The following is a 19,049-nucleotide window of genomic DNA, read 5'->3' as shown; positions in this document are numbered from 1 at the left end:
ATGTCGGACCCAACAGTCCCGCGCCCCGACGCGGGCCAGCCCGAACAGGGACGCCCCGATAACGCGGCTCCCCGGGAACTTGTCCGGCTCCTCCAGGACTTCACGCTGGAAGCCAACCACTATGTTGACGCGGCCGGTGGCCGGAACGACATGCACCGGACGGACCTCAATGCGCTCGCTGTGATCATGCGCCACTCCGCAGCCGGCCGGGTGGTCACGCCCGGCGTCCTGCGCACTGAACTCCGGCTCAGCTCCCCCGCCACCACGGCCTTGGTGGACCGGTTGCATGCCAGCGGACATGTGGTGCGCGAACGCCTTGGTACGGACCGGCGCCAGGTCCAGCTCCACATGACACCCAAGGCCTACAGCGACGGAAGCGCCATGTTCATGCCACTCGCCATCCGCATGGGCAAGGCCATGGCGGCATACAGCGCCGAGGAGTTGGACCTCGTCCAACGCTTCATGACGGACATGGTGGAGGCCACCCTCGCCGCCCGCGAAGAAGCCACGCGCAAGAGTGACTAGCCGCAAGGCGCCTAAATTCATCTTCCAAGTTGTAGCGTTTCCCTATGAACGCGCAGCAGCCTGAAGATGTCTACACCCACGGACACCACGAGTCGGTTGTCCGGGCCCATGCCTCACGGACGGTCGAGAATTCGGCTGCGTTTGTGATCCCCCATCTCACCGCCGGGACTTCAGTGCTCGACGTCGGCTGCGGGCCGGGCAGCATCACCTGCGATTTCGCGGGGCTGGTTGCGCCCGCGCAAGTGATCGGTTTGGACCGGTCAGCGGACATCGTCGCGCAAGCCACCGAGCTGGCCGCCGAGCGTGGCGCGGACAACGTGACCTTCCAGACCGGCAATATCTACGATCTCGACTTCGAGGACGAGTCCTTCGACCTCGTCCACGCCCACCAGGTGCTCCAGCACCTCACCGACCCCGTCGCGGCTTTACGCGAGATGCGCCGCGTAGCCAAGCCCGGCGCCATCGTTGCCGTGCGCGACGCCGATTTCCACGGCATGAGTTGGTACCCGGAAGTCCCGGAGCTGGACGACTGGATGGAGCTCTACCAAAAGATCGCCCGCCGCAACGGAGCAGAACCCGATGCCGGCCGCCGCTTGGTTTCGTGGGCCCAGCAGGCAGGTTTCACCCAAGTAGCTCCCACCAGCAGCAACTGGCTTTACGCCACAGCCCAACAGCGCGCCTGGCAGTCAAGGGTCTGGAGCGAACGGGTGCTGCACTCTGCCTTTGCCGAACAGGCGTTGGAGTACGGCTTCGCCAACGAGGCCGACCTCGCCCGGATTGCCGCGGGTTGGCACCGCTGGGGAGCCACCGATGACGGCTACTTCCTGATTCCCAACGGCGAAGTCATTGCCCGGGCGTAGTTTCCAAAAAAATTTCCCGAACCATGTAGAAAAGCCCACCGCAGTTCCGACCCATGAGTGAAAGCGCCCACAAAGGGCGCCCCTCACAAGGAGTTTTGAGATGAAATACATGATCATGATGTTCGGGTCGGCCGAGGGCATGATGGAAACCGCAGATCCGGAGTGGATCAAGGAAATGATCGGGTTCATGATCCAGATCGACAAGGACCTGACCGAATCCGGTGAACTCGTTTTCAATGCCGGCCTGGCCGATGGCAGCACCGCGAAGCTCGTCAAGCAGACCCCGGACGGCGTCATCACCACAGACGGTCCCTACGCCGAATCCAAGGAGTCCTTGGTGGGCTACTGGGTGGTTGATGTCGCAAGTGAGGAACGCGCCGTCGAGATCTGTTCAAGCATTGTGAAGTACTCGCAGGTTGTTGAGCTTCGCGCCATCCCGGACGGGCCGCCCGAGGTCTAGCCTTTGGCCGAGTCTTCACCGGAAGCACGGATCGAGGACCTGCTGCGCACTTTGGCGCCGCAGGTCCTCGGCGTGCTGGCACGGACGCATGGGCAGTTCGATGCCTGCGAGGATGCCGTCCAGGAAGCACTCCTTGAGGCCTCCCTTCAGTGGCCAACCGCCCTGCCGGACAACCCGAGGGCCTGGCTGATGGCAGTCGCGTCCCGTCGGCTGGTGGATTTTTATCGACGCGATAGCGCCCGACGTGCACGGGAGGAACGCGTCGCGACCATGAATGGTGATTTCTCCTACAGCTCCGCATCAGAAGCCGACGACACCCTCACCTTGATGTTCCTCTGCTGCCACCCGGCGTTGTCAGCACCGTCGCAACTCGCCTTGACGTTGCGGGCAATTGGAGGACTCACGACGGCGGAAATCGCCTCTGCTTTCCTGGTCCCCGAAGCGACCATGGGACAGCGCATCAGCCGCGCGAAACAAGGGATCCAGAAGGCGGGAGCCACGTTCAGCATGCCGCCGGCTTCCGAGCGCAAGGCGAGGCTCGGCGTCGTACTTCACGTCCTGTACCTGATCTTTAACGAAGGCTACGCGGCAAGCTCAGGTGAGTCCCTGCAGCGTGAGGAGCTCACTACGGAGGCCATCCGGCTGACGCGCATGCTGCTGGCTGTTGTTCCGCGTGAGTTGGAGGCGGCTGGCCTGCTGGCGCTGATGCTGCTCACTGATTCCCGCCGCTCCGCCCGGGCAACAGCCGACGGCATGCCGGTGCCGCTTGCGGAGCAGGACCGCAGTCTGTGGAACCACGGGCAGATTGACGAGGGCATCGCGCTCCTGTCTTCCGTGTTGGGACGGGGCGCGGCCGGGCCGTACCAACTCCAAGCAGCAATCGCCGCCGTACATGCGGAGGCCGCCTCAAACGATAAGACTGATTGGCCGCAGATTCTTGCCCTGTACACAGTCCTTGAAGCCGTAGCGCCAAGTCCGGTGGTCACACTGAACCGCGCGGTCGCAGTGTCCATGGTGAACGGTCCCTTAGCCGGACTTGAGTTGCTGGCTGGACTGGATTCGGTGCTCGGGCGTTCTCACCGCTTGGACGCCGTGAAGGGTCACTTGCTGGAGATGGCAGGATCCATTCCAGAGGCCCGCGCAGCGTATCTGGCCGCTGCAAAAAAGACTGCAAGCTTGCAGGAGCGGCGGTACTTGCTGGGCAAAGTGACGCGAATGGACAAGCCGTAGACCCCATATAGTCGAACCATGGAACAGCGCATACTTGGCAAGACCGGCCGATCCGTCTCAACTGTAGGTGTGGGCACCTGGCAACTCGGGGCCGACTGGGGTGACGTCACTGAAGACGACGCCTTCGCCGTGCTGGACGCCTCAGTCGAGGCCGGGGTCAATTTCTTCGACACCGCTGACGTCTACGGCGATGGCCGGAGCGAGCAGTTCATCGGACGCTTCCTGCGTGCAAATCCGGATCTGGACATCACGGTAGCCACCAAGATGGGCCGCCGCGTGGATCAACTGCACGGGAATTACACGCTGGACAATTTCCGGGCCTGGACCGACCGTTCACGCCGCAACCTGCAGCAGGAGACCTTGGACCTCGTCCAGTTGCACTGCCCACCCACGTCCGTCTACAGCAGCGCCGAAGTGTACGACGCCTTGGACACGCTGGTCAGCGAAGGCGCGATCCGCAACTATGGCGTCAGCGTCGAACGAACTGATGAAGCACTCGAAGCCATCAAACGTGGCAACACCGCATCCGTGCAGATCATCCTGAATGCCTTCCGGCTCAAGCCCCTCGATGAAGTGCTGCCGGCAGCCAAGGAAGCAGGCGTCGGCATCATCGCCCGCGTGCCGCTGGCCTCCGGTTTGCTGTCCGGGAAATACACGGCTGAAACGGAATTCCCCGCCGACGACCACCGGAACTACAACCGCGACGGGTCCTCCTTCGACGTCGGCGAGACCTTCTCCGGCGTCGATTTCGCCACCGGCGTCAAGGCCGCGCAGGAATTCAGCCAGTTAGTGCCCGACGGCGTCACCACCGCGCAGGCGGCCCTCGCCTGGGTCATCGCCCAGGACGGCGTCACTGCGGTCATTCCCGGTGCCCGTTCGGCTGGGCAAGCGCGGGCCAATGCTGAAGCTGGAGAGCTGCAGGTCGTCGGAGCCGGGTTGGCTGCCGGAGTCCGGGACATCTACGACCGTCACTTCCGCGAAGCGATCCACCCGCACTGGTAGCCGGCCGGCCGCCGTCGAGCGCTTTACCAACCGCTGCGCGTCGGCGTGTGTCCTTTTCGGGCTTCTTCGGGCATCGCCATTTCGGCACGCAAACCCAAAAGCCGGATGGGGCGTTCCGGCTCCATTTTGGCCGTAAGGTCCAAGGCCTGCGCAAGGACTTCTTCCCGGTTGAAAGTCTCAGGAATCTTCCTCGCGTAGGTCTTGGTGAAGAACGGTGCGTATCGCACTTTGAGGGTCAGCCCGATCACCGGACGTCCTTCCGCCGCTACGTCTTCCAGGACGCGCGAAGTCAACTCCTTGAGAGCGTCACTGATCTGGGAGGGTTCGGTCAGGTCCTGCTGAAAGGTGGTTTCGCGGCCGTGTGCGCGGGCGACCCACGGAGTGTCATCCACTTCGCTGGAACCTTCCCCGCGTCCCAATTGCGCGTACCAAGGTCCCATCTTGGGGCCGAACTCCGGGACCAGCTCCTGTGGATCGACCCCTGCGAGCTCCGCCACCGTGGTGATGTCATGCTTCGCCAACCGCTGGGACACTTTGGGACCGACGCCCCACAACTCCTTGGTGGGCCGGGCACCCATAACCTCCAACCAGTTCTCTTTGGTCAGCCGAAAGATGCCAGCGGGTTTGCCGAAATCCGTCGCGTTCTTAGCGCGGACCAAGGTGTCCCCGATGCCCACGCTGCAGTGGAGTTGGGTTTGCTCAAGGACTGCAGCTTGTATTTGCCGGGCGTAGGCGTCCGGGTCCTCGGTTTCGACACCCACAAACGCCTCATCCCACCCCAGCACCTGGACGGTAGCCGCCGGCTGGGCACGGAGGGTGGCCATCACTTCGTCGGAGGCCGCCAGGTACGCCTCCTGATCGACGGGCAGGATGATGGCGTCCGGCACTTTGCGGGCCGCTATTCGCAGGGGCATTCCGGAGCCGACGCCGAACGCCCGGGCTTCGTAAGAGGCGGTGGAAACCACAGCCCGTTCCGTAGGATCTCCCCGGCCACCCACAATGACGGGCTTGCCCGCGAGCTCGGGCCGCCGGAGTATCTCGACGGCGGCAATGAACTGGTCCAGATCGACGTGCAGCACCCACGGGATTCCGCTCACGGCACCAGTTTGCCCCATTGGCGGGGGCATTGGCTGTACCTTCACCACCTACTTTGAACCGGGCGGCCACAGAAATCAACCCATTCCGGGTGCATTTGGGTAGGTCAACCGCCAAAGAGGGTGGTGGAGGAACGCGTCCTGAGCACCCCCCTCACCGACATAAGCTGAGGTGTGCAGTTTTCACTTTGGCTGGCCCTGGTTGGTGCCGGCACCCTGATCAGTTTCACTCCCGGCGCCGGCGCCATCTTCACCATGAGCAACTCGCTCAATTCCGGCTTCCGGCGCTCCATCTGGGGCATCCTCGGCCAACAGGTGGCGCTGGTCATCCATATCGTGATCGTCGCTTTGGGCGTGGGCGTACTGGTGTCCAACTCGCCGGTGATCTTCAACGTCATCCGATACGCTGGCGCGGCCTATTTGGTCTACCTGGGCATCCGGCAGTTCCTGCACAAACCGGACCTGGACAAAGAAGAGGTTGCGGACAAAAAGAACGAGTCCGCCGTCTCCATGTTCCAACGCGGCATCTGGGTGAACCTGTTGAACCCGAAGGCCATCGTCTTCTTCCTGGCCTTCATGCCGCAATTCATCCGGCCGGACCAGCCGTTGCTCCAGCAATACGCCGTGCTGACCGCCACAGTCTTGTTCATCGACATCATGGTGATGTGGTTCTTCTTCGCTCTGGCGGCCCGGTCCTTCCAGCGGTTCACCCACGACCAACGGGGCCAAACCATTCTCAACCGGATTTTCGGCTGCCTGTTCGTGCTTGTAGGCATCCTGCTGGCCGTCATCCACTAACCACGGCAGCCAGGCACGCGGTGCTACCGTCGAGGCATGGAAGCTGACTGGATCGAGCACCGGCGTTCGGACGATGGCGAGCACGTGGGCTGGATGAAGCCCGCAGGTGACGGATTCATCGCAATCGACATGCTGGGGCGCCCACGCACGGACGTGGTGGATTGGTTCACTGCCGAGGAAACGCTCGATGACCTCGGCCTGCGATACCTCGCCGACCCCCACGAACTACGCCTCGACGACGGCGCTTGGCTGCGCGTCCGGATCGCCGAAGTGACACCTGACGCAGTTCGCGTGAAGAAGGAAGACTGGGGTGATATGACGGCGCCCCAGATCTATTTCACGGTGCCCAACCCCGTCGCGGAAGACCAGCTTCGCCCGCTTGCCCCTAAGCAGGCGAAGTAGATCCCCGCACCACCAGCGAGCTCTCCAGCGTCACATGCGGTTCGTCCAGCGCCAGTCCTTCCATCAGTCCGCGCAGTTGCTCCCCCGCCTTGCGTCCCAGCGGGGTTGCGGGCAGGTGCACGCTGGTGAGGCTTGGGTTGCTCGTGGCCGAATAGGGCAGGTCATCGAAGCCCGCCACGGCAAGCTCTTCAGGGATCCGGACACCCTCAACGCGGGCTTCCTGCAACACGCCGTAAGCGTGCGTGTCAGTGCCGCAGACGACGGCGGTCACCCCCTCACGGTGCCAGCCCGGCCAGGCGTCGGCGAACGCGGAAGCGGCGGCACCGACGTCGATCGGGGTGCTGATGACGTGCCCATCGGCCACCAAAAGACCGCATGCTGCCGCCTCCTCCAGGAACGCTTCCCTGCGCAATTGGAAGGTCGCGGTTCCGGTAACGCCGTCCACGTAGGCAGCCCGCGTATGACCGGACGACGCCAAATGACGGGCCAGCTCACGGGCTCCTTGGGCAACATCAAGGTTCACGGACGGCGCGTAGGACTCAAGCCCTGGCGCATCCAGCAGCACCAAGGGTCCGGCCGCGGACAAATCTTCCAGGAACTCTGCACTGGGGGCACCCACCAGCAGACCAGCCGGCCGAAGGGCGAGCAGTTTGCGGACGTCGTCGGCTTGCGGTGACTCACCGGCGTCGGTGACGGAGAGCAGCAGCTGGTACTGGGAGCCCAGCGACTCCCGCACGCCTGCAATGACGTTGGCAAAGAACGGGTTGGACACATCCGGCGTCACCAGAATGACGATGGAACTGACTCCGCGAGCCAACGAACTCCCGATGCTGTCCACGACGTACCCCAGCTCGGAGATGGCGGAACGGACGCGGGAGATGTTGTCGTCGGACACCCGACCCTGCGTCTTGCCGTTGGCCACCAAGGAAACCGTGGCCGTGGAAACGCCGGCGCGCGCCGCCACCATCGCAGCAGTGACGCGGGGCGCACGGGTGTTCCGCCGATCCAGGGATTCCATGCATCGATCGTAGCGTTGTTACACCGCCCTGAGCTGCGACAAAGCATCAAGCGCTTGACGCGATCCACGTTAAGCGTTTGACGTAACCGAAAACCGATGCCAGAATTCCCTTGAATGCTTAGCGCCCTGCCCCGGGCAAGTACCAGGCAGGCCCCAATGACGTGGAGAGAAACGTGGACCCCAAACCCATAACAGCACGCAAGAAGATCATTCTTGACTGCGACCCTGGCCATGACGACGCAGTAGCCCTGCTGCTGGCACACGGCAACCCGGACATCGAACTGCTGGCCGTGACCACCGTGGTGGGAAACCAGACCCTCGAGAAGGTCACCCGCAACGCCCTCTCGGTCGCCACGATCGCCGGCATCACCGGCGTCCCGTTTGCAGCCGGTTGCGACCGCCCCTTGGTCCGCACCATCGAAACGGCCCCCAGCATTCATGGCGATTCCGGCATGGACGGCCCGGAGCAGCCCGAGTCCGCCATCGAGCTGGACCCGCGCCACGCCGTCGACCTCATCATTGAAACCGTCATGGCACACGAGCCGGGCACCGTCACCCTGGTGCCCACCGCCGGCCTCACCAATATCGCCATGGCCGCCCGCAAGGAGCCCCGCATAGTGGAGCGGGTCAAGGAAGTTGTGCTCATGGGCGGCGGCTACCACGTGGGTAACTGGAGCGCCGTGGCGGAGTTCAACATCATCATCGATCCCGAAGCCGCGCACATCGTCTTCAACGAGAAGTGGCCCGTGGTGATGGTCGGCCTCGATCTCACGCACCAGGCGCTGGCCACGGACGAGGTGGTGAACCGCATAGCAAAAATCGGCACCAAGCCTGCCAGGTTCGTCATGGAACTCATGGACTTCTTCCAGAAGACCTACAAGGACGCGCAGGGCTTCGACTTCCCGCCGGTCCACGATCCGTGCGCCGTCGCCTACGTCATCGACCCCACCGTGATGACCACCCGCAAGGTCCCCGTGGACATCGAACTCCAGGGCAAACTCACCCTCGGCATGACCGTTGCCGACTTCCGTGCCCCTGCCCCCGAGGACTGCCACACGTCCGTCGCCGTGGACCTGGACCACCAGAAGTTCTGGGACCTGGTCACCGACGCGATCGAACGGATCGGCGAACCAACGCTCGACGGCGGCGCTGTCGCCACCGCTGAAGTCAACGCCACCGCAGAGGCCATCCTGGCGGGAGAAGCCAAGTAATGTCGGCCCTCGCAGAAACCAAGTCGTCCCGAGGCAACGTCACTGCCCTCATGGTCGCCCTGTTGGCCGCCTGTGTGGCCTTCCAGCTCAATGCCTCCATGCTCAGCCCCGCGCTGGTCACCATGGGCAACGAGCTCAACACGGACCAAGCAACCATCGGCCTGTCCCAGACCTGGTTCTTCACAGCCGCGGCCCTCTTCTCGCTCTTCCTCCCCCGGCTCAGCGACATCGTGGGCCGCAAGAAGATCCTTGTGGGCATGATGCTCCTGATGGCTGTCGGCTCGGTCATCGCCGCACTGGCTCCGGACGTCACGTGGCTCTTCGTAGGCCGCATCATCCAGGGCGTCAGCGGCCCAACGGTTCCGCTCTGCCTGATCATGCTTCGCTCCGCCGTCAGCAACCCCCGCAAGTACGGCACTCTCATGGGCCTCATCACGGCGGTCAACGGTGGCGTGGCCGGCGTCGACTCGTTCGTTGGCGGCTACTTCGCTGAGAACTTCGGCTTCCGCAGCATCTTCTGGCTCATGGTGGCACTGGCCCTGGTTGCCACCGTGTTGATCGCCGTCCTGGCCGGGGAGAGCAAGCCTGCCGCCGGCACCACCATGGACTGGCTGGGCGTATTCTTCATCGTGATCGCCGTGGGCGCACTCCTGACGGCACTGAACGAGGGCGCCAAGCTGGCCACGGCTTTCGACGCCGGCACCCTGACGCTCGCGATCGTGCTCACGGTGATTGCCGTCGTCGCGTTCTTTGCCTTCTGGACTGTTGAGAAGCGTGCCAAGCAGCCCATGGTGGAAACAGTGCACCTGCGCCAACGCTCCACCTGGGCACCGCTGCTGACCACCACCCTGACCATGACGGGCATCTTCGCTGTCATCAACGGCATCGTCCCGGCCTATGTGCAGGCAGCGGATCCGGGCTTCGGCGTTGGTCCCACGGAGATGTCGCTCATCATCCTGACTCCTTACGCACTGCTCGGTTGGCTGTTCGGCCCGATCAGTGGCCGCCTTGCACCGGTTCTTGGCTACACAAAAGTCCTGCGCATCGGCTTGGTCGGCAGCCTTGTTGCACTGGCCATCATCGCGTTCTTCGGGCTCAACAGCCTGCCCATGATGATCGTGGGCACGGCCTTGCTGGGCATCATGTACGCCGGTACCGTCAACATCATGCTGAACGGACTGGGCGTTGTCCTCTCGCCGCAGGGCAACCCTGGCTTCCTCCCCGGGATGAACGCGGGCGCCTTCAACCTTGGCGCCGGGTTGAGCTTCCTGGTTCTTCCTGCCGTCCTCGTGGCGACAGCATCATTGAATGACGCCAAGGCCTCCTACCTGACCGTTGTGGTGGTGGGCCTGGCCATCACCCTCGCAGCCTTCGCAGCCTCGCTCCTGATCCCCAAACCGCTGGACGCAGAAGTGACCGAAAACGAAAAGGTGACCGCATGACCAGCACACCCAAGGCGGGAATCGTCGTCGTCGGCTCCCTCAACGCCGACCTCACCATCTACTGCGACCGACTCCCCCAGCCCGGGGAGACGGTTCACGGCAACGGATTTGCCGTGAACCCCGGCGGAAAGAGCGCCAACCAGGCCGTTGCCGCGAGCAAGCTCGGCGGCCAAGTCAGCCTGATCGGCGCCGTGGGAGATGACCCCAACGGCACCATGCTCTTGGACTCGACCGCCAGCGCCGGCGTGGACGTATCCCGCGTCCGACGCTCTGATAAAGCCACAGGTGTCGCAGTCATCTCCGTGGATGCGAGTGGCGAGAACAGCATCATCATTTCAGCCGGCGCCAATGGCACGCTCAGGCCCGCGGACATTACGCCCGACGCCTTCCCGGATGCGGCCGTGGTGTGCCTCTGCCTGGAGGTGGGGATCGATACCGTGATTGCCGCCGCCCAAGCAGGGCACGACGCCGGAGCGACGGTTCTTCTGAACCTCTCGCCGTACGCTGAGGTGCCGGAGCTTTTGGCCGGGTTGAGCGACGTACTGCTGGTGAACGCGCACGAAGCTTCGCTGTTCCTTGGCACCGAAGCTGACATTCCCGACGTCGAGGCAGAAGCCGAAGCCTGGGAGCCAGTCCGGAGCCAGTTCGCCGACCGTGGATTGCAGCGTGTGCTGGTCACCCTCGGCGCGCGGGGATCTGTGGTCTTGGATTCGCTTGCCCGCGGCGCGGAGGATCACATCACCCGCATAGCCCCGACACGCGTCAACGCCGTGGACACCACGGGCGCCGGCGACGCGTTCACGGGGGCAGTTGCCGCACGTCTTGCTGCCGGGGAATCCCTGGCCGATGCCGCAGCGTTTGCCTCGGTAGCCGCAGCATTGGCGGCCACGAAGAAGGGTACGCAAGCCGCGTACCCAAGCACCGCCGACGTCGAGCAGCTGCGGGACGCTTAGTCCCAGCCTCCCACCCAACTGGGTCGCAGTTACGGGCGTTCTGAGCTCTCGGAACGCCCGCAACTGCGACCTACTTGGGTTAAGCGGACTTCCGGGCGGCGCGTCGGGCGGCGCGCTCCACGGCCTTGCGGGATAGAGCGCCGTGGCCGGCCATGAGCCGCGGGACCACGACGTAGACCGCAGCCGGTACCACCACCGCGGTCAGCAGGAGTGCCCGCAGGACGGGGTGCCACGGCTCCATGATCGGGCCGAGCAGCAGCATGCCCAGGGACACAAGCGGGAAGATCGCCAACCAGGTGATGAGCGCCCGGGTGTGCACGGACGGTATGTGCGGGCGGGCTGCGGACGTCGTTGCTTCGGGGGCGGCTTGGGCAGTCATGGCATTCTCCAACCAGATAGTTGCAATTGGCTTGGAATCACCATAACCAAGCCCGTCAACAATTACAACTACTTAGTTGGAAACTGGTAATATGACCCTATGGCGTGGGACACAGAGCGAACAAAGGGACTGCTGCTCGAGGCAGCGACGTCGGAGTTTTGCGCGCGTGGACTGGCCGGTGCCCGCATCGACCGCATCGCGGCTGAGGCAGGCGTTAACAAGGAGCGGATCTACCAGTACTTCGGCAATAAGAACGCACTCTTCGACGCCGTGATCGTTGCCGCACTGAGCACCCTCATGGACGAAGTTCCCATCGAGGGCAGTGGGCCCGAGGCCATGGCGGACTACGCCGGACGCCTCTTCGACCACCACCAAACCGATGCCACGGCACCCCGCCTCCTCTTCTGGGAGGGCCTGGAACGGGGCACGGACGTCGTGGGCCTGCCCAAGCGGATGGCCAACTGCGCGTCAAAGGTCAACAGCACCATCGCCGCCCTGCCCGGCATCTCCAGGGAAGACGCCGGAGACCTGCTCATCACCATCGTGAGCCTCTGCGACGCCGCACCCGTGCTGCCCGCGCTCGACGGACTAATGGCCGGCGACAGGCCAGGCCGGACCGAAAGGCGACGTGCCGCCGTCGTACGCACCGTTCACCTGGCCGCCGCAGCGCTGGCCGCCGAAGCCAACGCTCCAGCGACCACCGCTTAAGCTCTACTGAGCGCCGGCCTCCTCAAACTGCGAGCGCGCGGCGAGGGATTTTTGCGACTGGATCTGCTTCGCCAGCATGAGCTGCGCTTCGTCGCGGATCAGCGTGGGATCGCTCGACGGCGGCACTAGCCCTGCCGCTGCGATCTGGGCACGCGCGTCGTCGTCCACGGTGAAGCCCCATTTGAGGAAGAAGTCGCTCAAGTCAGCGTTCGCGGCCTTGCTGGCCCACACCACAAAGTTGCGCAGACGGTAAACCTCATCCCAGTAGTCACCCTTGGGAGGTCGCTGCTCCCTGATGATCTTATGCAGCGTCGGCCAGAAGTTCTTGAAGCCCAGGCGGAGCTGTTCGAACATGACCAAACGTTCCATGCCGTCGAACGTGGTCCCGTACACCACCCCATCGCTGCCGATCATGGGCACGGCCGATTCCCACGGCGTCAGGCCGGTGGTCCCATCGGGGACGTGAAGCCGAGGCTGCTGGCCGTACTTCCTGGCGAAGCTGGCATTCACGGCGAGGGAGTAGATGTTCACCGTGACCTCTGTCAGTGACGTTGGCTTGTAGGTCACCTGCTGGTGTTGGTGACCCAGCTCGTGATAGATCCCCCAACCCCGCATGCGCAGGCCCTCCACCGTCAGGAGGCGGTCCTGGATGGGCGGCGGAAAGGACGTATGCCCATGCGTGGCGTAGGCGCCAACGTTGGCAATCGCCGAGGGATACCCCACGAAGTGATACGGGTGGGGTTGGCGGGCATGGACTGGACTTGAGCCGTCGTACCCGCTGGTCACGTCCTCGATGGAGATCAGGTCCTCGAACGTGAACATCAAGTCTGAATGGTTCTCTGAGCGATACCGCAGTGCCGACGCGCGCTCTACGGTGACTGTTGCATGCGCACTGACCAGTTCCACGAACGGGGTTGGACGCTCATCGAGCTGCCGCTGGAACTCAAGTTCACTGGTGCGGCCATACACGAAGTAGGGCATAGGCTGCGCGGCGGCGTCGAGCGTGGCGTTGACGTATCCGCCGTCGCCGATCACCTTGTAGTAGATCACTCCGCCGCCGGCATCAGTAATCACGTTCTTTCCCCGCTTAAGTGGGTACTCACGGGACTTCTTGAACTCAGGGCGGGCATCGGCGTCGGGGGCCCCAATCACCAGAACGGCATCCGCGGTCATCGCCTTCACAGAAACGATCAAGGACGAGTTTGCCGGGAGGTGGAACCCGGTGGATTGGAGGTTGGTGGTGCACAGGGAGATCTGCAGCCTATCCTCCTCCGAGCCATGTGAATCCGGCATTGCTGTGACGATTTGGCTGCGCGACTGGCTGGTTCGGGTATCAGCCGCAGCCGGACCGGCAGCCCACGGCACCATCAGGCCACCGGCAACCACCGCCATGGCGCCCAAGGCACCACGCCTGCTGATGGCGTGACGCCCCAGGGCCGCTGTTCCGGCATTATCGGCTTTATGGGAAACGGGGACGGGGCTATGGCTTTCAGTCATGGATCATCCTTTTGTCCGTGCCGATCACTGTGACCGGCCTCACGGGTTAAAATGAAAGCGCTTACTATCGATTAAGGCAATAGTTTCAGCGAAAAAGCAGAAAAGAATCGCTCACGCCACAAGAAATAGAAAGCGCTTACTAACCTCTTCCACCACTATGTGACAGATTCGACACATAAAATGACTTTCCTGTGGAGTGGCCCCCTAGCCAAGAAGGGGTGCCATCAATCATGCTTGCTGCATGTACTCAACGACGAGCCCATACCGCATCATCACGGTCTGCACTGGAAACATCTGCCGCTCACCCATGGCAGCGCTCATGCTCACCGAAGCCTTCGAAGCGGAAGGGCTCGGCCAGCTCGTTGCAGTGGACTCTGCGGGCACCACCGGGTACGAGGTCGGGCATCCCATCGATCCCCGCGCAGCACGGGTCCTCACAGCCCAGCACATCGCGTCAGAGGATCATGTAGCCAGGGAATGGCGGCATGACTGGTTCGCCGAACGGGAGCTGATCCTCGCACTCGACGTGGACCACTTCGGCTGGCTGCAGCAAGGCGCCCCGGACCGCCCGTCACTGGAGAAGGTTCGAATGCTGCGCAGCTTCGATCCCCACATGGCAGGGCGCAGCTCCCTGGACCTGGGCATCGAGGACCCTTGGTACGGCGGCCACACTGACTTCGACAACACCTTGACGCTCGTCAAGGCGTCCATCCCCGGAATCGTGCAGTACGTCAAGACAGCGATCGCTGCGGTTGACGACGCCCAAGCCCACGAGCACCAGCAGGTAACCTCTATGTCATGACCCCTGCACCCGTGATCATCGCTGTTGACGGCAGGTCCGGCGCAGGAAAAACCACACTGGCCGTTGAACTGGCGGCCCGCCTACGGCAGCACCACAAGGTTTCGCTTTTCCATCTGGAGGACATCTACCCCGGCTGGAACGGCCTCCGCTCAGGCATTGAACGTTACATCGCCACAGTCCTGACGCCGCTGAGCTCCGGCCAGGCCGCCGAATGGACCAGCTGGGACTGGGAACGGCACTACGACGGCGGACTGAACGTCACGCTGCCCGCCGAGATCGTGATTGTTGAAGGCGTTGGCGCTGCGGCAGCTGCTGCCCGTTCCATGCTGGACGCCGTGGTGTGGGTCGAATCCCCCGGTGATGACCGCCGTCGTCGTGCCTTGGCGCGGGACGGAAGCACCTACGAACCGTACTGGGACGCCTGGGCTGCCCAGGAGGATGAGTGGCTTGAAACGGATGCCGTGGCAGGCGCCGCCGACATCCGCGTGCAAAACCCTGCGGACGGAAGCGCTCCTGACAACGTATTGCAGGCCCTTATGTACTTGGCGCCGCTCGCGGCGATCCTCTCGCCCGAGCTCAGTGGCCGCCGCGGACTGCAGCTGCGCTCCGAGCGGCTGGACATGATGCCCGATGCGGCGCAGCTCTTCCAGTCGCTTTATGGCCGCTCCACGAACGCAGTATGGCTGGATTCCTCAAACGCCTCGGCGGTGGCCGGCAGGTCCCAGGCTGCTGCCCGCAGCCGCTTCAGCATCCTTGCCGACGACGGCGGCACCTACGGTCAGTCGGTCCTTCACCGGGCCGGGGCTACCGAAGTGGCCGCCGGGTCCGCCACAGTGACCACGTCGGGACCGTTCTTCCGCTGGCTCGACTCCGTGTGGGGTCGGCGGGCTGTCCGTGCACCCCGCGGCTACGACGGCCAGTTCACGCTGGGCTGGCTGGGATACCTGGGCTACGAACTCAAACGGGAAACCGGCGGCAACGACGTCACCTCGCCCACTCCGGACGCAGCCTTGCTTTTCGCCGGCCGAGCCGTGGTGCTGGACCATCGGGAACAGACTGCCTGGCTGCTCGCCCTGGAAGCGCCCGACGCCGATGCGTGGTTGCGCGAGGCCCGCACCGCCGTCGGGGCTGCTGTGGTCCCCGCTGCCCCGGTCCCTGACTCCGGAACCGCTCCCTCTGGACTCGAGTTCCTCAGCCGCGACTCCGCCACGGACTACAAACGCAAGATCGCAGACTCCCAGCACGAAATCAGTGAAGGCAATTCCTACGAGATTTGCCTGACCACCACCCTTGAAGCCCCAGCCGGGAACCTGGATCCGTGGCGCAGTTACCTGAACCTTCGACGCCGGAACCCGGCACCGTTCGCCAGTTACCTGCGGTTCGGCGAACTGGTGGTCGCGAGTACGTCGCCCGAGCGGTTCCTTCGCATCCTGTCCGATGGGGGCATGCGCGCCGAGCCGATCAAGGGCACCCGACGCCGTTCCCCGGACGCAGCCGAAGACTCGGCGCTGCGGCACGAGCTGGAGACGTCGCCGAAGGACCGCGCCGAGAACATCATGATCGTGGACTTGCTGCGCAACGACCTGAGCCACTTCGCCATCCCCGGTTCGGTGACAGTGAGCCGACTGTGCGCCATTGAAAGCTACGCCACAGTCCACCAAATGGTCAGTACCATCGACGCCCACCTGAAGCCGGGCGCACCACGTGCCGAAGCCCTGGCCGCGGCCTTCCCGGCCGGCTCCATGACGGGTGCGCCGAAGATCAGCACCATGGACATCCTGGACCAGCTGGAGGCTGGGCCACGGGGCATCTACTCGGGCGCCATTGGGTACTTCTCGCTGAACGCTGCCACGGACCTCGCTGTCGTCATCCGCACGTTGGTGGTGAACCCCGACGGCGGCGGCGGGCGCACGCTGTCCCTCGGGGTGGGCGGGGCCATCACCGCGGATTCCGTGGCCGATGATGAGTACGAAGAGATCCGCACCAAGGCGTTCGGTGTTCTGTCGACGTTGGGCGCCGAATTCCCGGGCTGAGTTTTTGTACAGCTAATGCCCCTAAGAGCACCTCTAAAGGGCATTAGCTGCACTAAAACTACTGGAGCGTCGCCGTCAATCTGGCCACGTTATCCACATACTTGGCCAACGGGGGTCTGTGCATCCAGTCATCCAACATAAGCTCACGGGACACCTCGCGATATGTGGATTCCACGGCCCGCATGAGGTCCACGGTTTCGGCGCCGAGGAGCATCACCGAGACCTCCATGTTCAGGGAGAAGGAGCGCATGTCCATGTTGCTGGAACCGAGAACGGCCACTTCGTCGTCGATGGTGAAGTGCTTGGCGTGGAGGACGTACGGGGCCCGGTACAGGTAGATACGGACACCGGCACCCAGCAGGGCTTCATAGTAGGAGCGTTGGGCATGGTGGACCAGGAACTGGTCGCCCTTTTCGGAGACGAAGAGCTCAACGTCCACTCCACGCTGCGCTGCGGTAGTGATGGCGTAGAGCAGGGAGTCGTCCGGGACGAAGTAGGGGCTGCAGATGGAGATCCGGTGCTGCGCCGAGTAGATCAGGGTGTTGAACAAGCGCAGGTTGTTTTCGGTGGCGAACCCTGGACCGCTCGGCACTACCTGGGCAGTGACTTGGCCCGGAGGCGGCTGGGTTGGCAGGCGCAGCTGGTCCTCCAGCGATTCGTCCGTTTCGCTGAGCCAGTCCGTTGCGAACACCACGTTGAGCGTGGCCACAATCGGGCCCTCGAGCCGGGACATGAGCTCAACCCATTTGCGGCCCACTTTGTGATGCTTGGGGTTGTTGTAGGAGGGTTCGATCAAATTCTGTGAGCCGGTGAACGCAACTTCGCCGTCGATGACCATGATCTTGCGGTGGTTCCTGAGGTCGGGCCGGCGCCATTGACCGTGGATGGGCAGCAGCGGCAGCATTCGCTTCCACTGGATCTTTCCTGCCTTGAGCCGCCTGATCAGGCGGCGGTACCCTTTGACGCGCAATGTTCCGATGTGGTCGAAGAGCAGCCTGACGGTGACACCGCGGTCAGCCGCGTTTTCCAGCTCGGTGAGCAGTTCGTCCGTCACGGAGTCGCTGCTCATGATGTAGAACTCGGCGTTGACGTAGCTCTTGGCGCCCTTGACTGCCTGGGCCATGGCTTTGATGGACTCTTCGTAGCCGGGAATCAACTCAACTTTGTTGCCGTCAACCATGGGCAATGAGCCGAGCCGGTGGTTCAGCTCTCCGGCCGACTTCACCCATTCCGGCCCGGAGTAGACGCTCACGGGATCGGACAGATCGGAGGTCACCGCACGAACACGGCGATTGACCTCTTCCTGCTGCTCACGCCTGCGCCGGGACAACTTGAAGTTGCCGAAAAGCAGGAACAGGACGAACCCCACAGATGGGATGAGAAACACAGCCAATAGCCAAGCCATGGCGGTGGTGGGACGGCGGTTGCCGGGGATGATGCCCAGCAACACGATGCGCATGACGACTTCCGCAATGGCCCACGCTCCAAGCAACCAGGTCCACTCCTGGCCAAACGGAAAAGGAAAGAGCACCCGACAAACCCCCACAGTTCATGAACAACAGTGAGCACAGCCTATCCGGCAAAGTCCCCTCCACCGGGTCCGCACTAAGCTGGGAGCATGACTTCACCTGCCCCGACGGTCCTTGTTTTCCTGGACCCGGCCTTCGAAAACGGACGCATCGCCGATTCCAGCCAGCCTCAGCTCATGGCAACGGACCTGGGTGCCACCCGCGGCGACGGCGTGTTCGAATCGCTCCTCGCTGTCCAAGGACGTGCCCGCAAAGTCCAGGCCCACCTGAACCGGCTGGGCAGTTCCGCGGCGGCCTTGGACTTGGCGGTCCCCGAGCAGGATGTGTGGCGCAAGGCGATCGAGACCGCCATCAACGAATTCCGCGACATCCACCCCGCACCCACGCCCGAAGAGGACGAAGTCGTCGTCAAGCTGATCGTGACACGCGGTGTTGAAGGTGCCGCCAGCCCCACATGCTGGGTACAGGCTTCGCCCTCGCCCGCGGGCAGTCGCCGGCAGCGCGAGACGGGCATCGACGTCGTACTTTTGGACCGTGGCTTCGATACCGAAGCCGGCGAACGCGCGCCATGGCTGCTCCTTGGCGCCAAGACGCTCTCCTACGCGGTCAATATGGCGGCGCTGCGCTACGCGCACAAACAGGGCGCTGACGATGCGATCTTCACATCCACTGATGGGCGTGTCCTGGAAGGCCCGACGTCCACTGTGCTGCTGGCGCATCTGGAAACGGTCGACGACGGCGAAGGTTCCGTCAGGACTGTTCGCCGCCTCATCACGCCCCAACATGACAGCGGCATTCTCCCGGGCACGTCGCAGGGTGCGCTGTTTGCCGCCGCGAAGGCTGCCGGCTGGGAGCTTGGCTACGGGCCGCTGGTACCCCAGGACCTGTTCGATGCTGATGCTGTGTGGCTCATCTCCAGCATCCGCCTGATCGCACCCGTGAACCACATCAACGGCAAGGAGATCGGCAGCCCCTCCGTGCGGAAGCAGCTCACCGCCGAACTGAACGAATTGTTCGCGGGGATCGAATAGGCGGCTCCGATCCACAGGCATTCGCCGACGGAGCTCCGCATGGAACCTAGCAGATAACAAGTAGAGTAATTGCTC

Annotated in this window: 19 protein-coding genes; 14 read left to right on the top strand and 5 right to left on the bottom strand. The window is 63.5% G+C overall.

Translation table 11 applies throughout. The features are described 5' to 3' along the window. The 5 genes from ACSSVG_RS13225 (at position 1) to ACSSVG_RS13205 (ending at position 4,077) form a co-directional block, all read left to right on the top strand. Complete coding sequence (locus ACSSVG_RS13225; protein ID WP_492415161.1) at positions 1–525, top strand: MarR family winged helix-turn-helix transcriptional regulator; 525 nt, start codon at positions 1–3, stop codon at positions 523–525. A 44-nt stretch (positions 526–569) separates the two neighbouring features. Next, entirely contained in the window at positions 570–1,385 is an 816-nt protein-coding gene (locus tag ACSSVG_RS13220) for a methyltransferase domain-containing protein (RefSeq protein ID WP_231338535.1), read from the top strand. A 100-nt stretch (positions 1,386–1,485) separates the two neighbouring features. Further along, entirely contained in the window at positions 1,486–1,845 is a 360-nt protein-coding gene (locus ACSSVG_RS13215) for a YciI family protein (protein WP_105692194.1), read from the top strand. 3 nt (positions 1,846–1,848) lie between these two features. Continuing rightward, positions 1,849–3,075, top strand: a complete 1,227-nt coding sequence (locus tag ACSSVG_RS13210) for an RNA polymerase sigma factor (protein WP_492415160.1) — start codon at positions 1,849–1,851, stop codon at positions 3,073–3,075. Between the two features lie 18 nt (positions 3,076–3,093). Further along, positions 3,094–4,077 carry an aldo/keto reductase gene (locus ACSSVG_RS13205; protein ID WP_492415159.1) on the top strand — a complete coding sequence of 328 codons (984 nt, stop codon included), beginning with the start codon at positions 3,094–3,096 and terminating at the stop codon, positions 4,075–4,077. A 23-nt stretch (positions 4,078–4,100) separates the two neighbouring features. Here the strand turns inward: ACSSVG_RS13205 and ACSSVG_RS13200 are convergent, their stop codons facing one another. Continuing rightward, on the bottom strand, positions 4,101–5,192 hold the full coding sequence (locus tag ACSSVG_RS13200) for a DNA polymerase IV (RefSeq protein ID WP_492419202.1): 1,092 nt from the start codon (positions 5,190–5,192) through the stop codon (positions 4,101–4,103). A 153-nt stretch (positions 5,193–5,345) separates the two neighbouring features. Between ACSSVG_RS13200 and ACSSVG_RS13195 the strand changes: the two genes are divergently transcribed. Both ACSSVG_RS13195 and ACSSVG_RS13190 read left to right on the top strand, forming a co-directional pair. Then, on the top strand, positions 5,346–5,969 hold the full coding sequence (locus tag ACSSVG_RS13195; protein ID WP_253464695.1) for a LysE family transporter: 624 nt from the start codon (positions 5,346–5,348) through the stop codon (positions 5,967–5,969). Positions 5,970–6,005: 36 nt separating this feature from the next. Then, the gene (locus tag ACSSVG_RS13190) at positions 6,006–6,371 is read left to right on the top strand and encodes a hypothetical protein (RefSeq protein ID WP_492415158.1); all 366 of its coding nucleotides are present in this window, start codon (positions 6,006–6,008) and stop codon (positions 6,369–6,371) included. On the opposite strand, the gene ACSSVG_RS13185 is transcribed toward ACSSVG_RS13190, so the two are convergent. After that, the gene (locus ACSSVG_RS13185; protein ID WP_492415157.1) at positions 6,355–7,389 is read right to left on the bottom strand and encodes a LacI family DNA-binding transcriptional regulator; all 1,035 of its coding nucleotides are present in this window, start codon (positions 7,387–7,389) and stop codon (positions 6,355–6,357) included. The two genes, ACSSVG_RS13190 and ACSSVG_RS13185, sit on opposite strands and share 17 nt — an antisense overlap. A 161-nt stretch (positions 7,390–7,550) precedes the next feature. On the opposite strand from ACSSVG_RS13185, the gene uriH reads away from it, so the two are divergent. From uriH to ACSSVG_RS13170, 3 genes are read left to right on the top strand one after another with little or no spacing between them, the layout of a single operon-like run. Then, positions 7,551–8,600: a uridine-preferring nucleoside hydrolase UriH gene (gene uriH, locus ACSSVG_RS13180; RefSeq protein WP_492415156.1), complete on the top strand. Its 1,050-nt coding sequence runs from the start codon at positions 7,551–7,553 to the stop codon at positions 8,598–8,600. Further along, positions 8,600–10,042 carry a uridine transporter UriT gene (uriT, locus tag ACSSVG_RS13175; protein WP_492415155.1) on the top strand — a complete coding sequence of 481 codons (1,443 nt, stop codon included), beginning with the start codon at positions 8,600–8,602 and terminating at the stop codon, positions 10,040–10,042. Before uriH ends, uriT begins: the two co-directional genes overlap by 1 nt. After that, complete coding sequence (locus ACSSVG_RS13170) at positions 10,039–10,995, top strand: ribokinase (RefSeq protein ID WP_492415154.1); 957 nt, start codon at positions 10,039–10,041, stop codon at positions 10,993–10,995. The genes uriT and ACSSVG_RS13170 overlap by 4 nt, the downstream gene beginning before the upstream one ends. Before the next feature lie 79 nt (positions 10,996–11,074). On the opposite strand, the gene ACSSVG_RS13165 is transcribed toward ACSSVG_RS13170, so the two are convergent. Beyond that, on the bottom strand, positions 11,075–11,374 hold the full coding sequence (locus tag ACSSVG_RS13165) for a hypothetical protein (protein WP_492415153.1): 300 nt from the start codon (positions 11,372–11,374) through the stop codon (positions 11,075–11,077). Between the two features lie 99 nt (positions 11,375–11,473). Here ACSSVG_RS13165 and ACSSVG_RS13160 point away from each other — a divergent pair, with 99 nt between their 5' ends. After that, a complete protein-coding gene (locus ACSSVG_RS13160; RefSeq protein WP_231338526.1) occupies positions 11,474–12,082 on the top strand; it encodes a TetR/AcrR family transcriptional regulator in 609 nt (202 codons plus the stop codon). Between the two features lie 3 nt (positions 12,083–12,085). Here ACSSVG_RS13160 and ACSSVG_RS13155 read toward each other — a convergent pair whose 3' ends face one another. Then, entirely contained in the window at positions 12,086–13,579 is a 1,494-nt protein-coding gene (locus ACSSVG_RS13155; protein ID WP_492415152.1) for a M60 family metallopeptidase, read from the bottom strand. Positions 13,580–13,820: 241 nt separating this feature from the next. Here ACSSVG_RS13155 and ACSSVG_RS13150 point away from each other — a divergent pair, with 241 nt between their 5' ends. Both ACSSVG_RS13150 and pabB read left to right on the top strand, forming a co-directional pair. Next, positions 13,821–14,381, top strand: coding sequence for a low molecular weight protein-tyrosine-phosphatase (locus ACSSVG_RS13150; RefSeq protein WP_492415151.1), 561 nt, complete (start codon positions 13,821–13,823; stop codon positions 14,379–14,381). Continuing rightward, positions 14,378–16,414 carry an aminodeoxychorismate synthase component I gene (gene pabB, locus ACSSVG_RS13145; RefSeq protein ID WP_492415150.1) on the top strand — a complete coding sequence of 679 codons (2,037 nt, stop codon included), beginning with the start codon at positions 14,378–14,380 and terminating at the stop codon, positions 16,412–16,414. The genes ACSSVG_RS13150 and pabB overlap by 4 nt, the downstream gene beginning before the upstream one ends. Positions 16,415–16,472: 58 nt before the next feature. Here the strand turns inward: pabB and cls are convergent, their stop codons facing one another. Then, positions 16,473–17,945, bottom strand: a complete 1,473-nt coding sequence (gene cls / locus ACSSVG_RS13140) for a cardiolipin synthase (RefSeq protein ID WP_492415149.1) — start codon at positions 17,943–17,945, stop codon at positions 16,473–16,475. Positions 17,946–18,032: 87 nt separating this feature from the next. Here cls and ACSSVG_RS13135 point away from each other — a divergent pair, with 87 nt between their 5' ends. Beyond that, positions 18,033–18,974 (top strand): aminodeoxychorismate lyase, encoded by a 942-nt coding sequence (locus ACSSVG_RS13135; RefSeq protein WP_492415148.1) that lies wholly within the window; start codon positions 18,033–18,035, stop codon positions 18,972–18,974. Positions 18,975–19,049 lie beyond the last annotated feature (75 nt).

This window comes from Paenarthrobacter sp. E2MeOHC11 (assembly GCF_058744955.1).
This window is presented reverse-complemented; position numbering and strand designations above follow the sequence as displayed.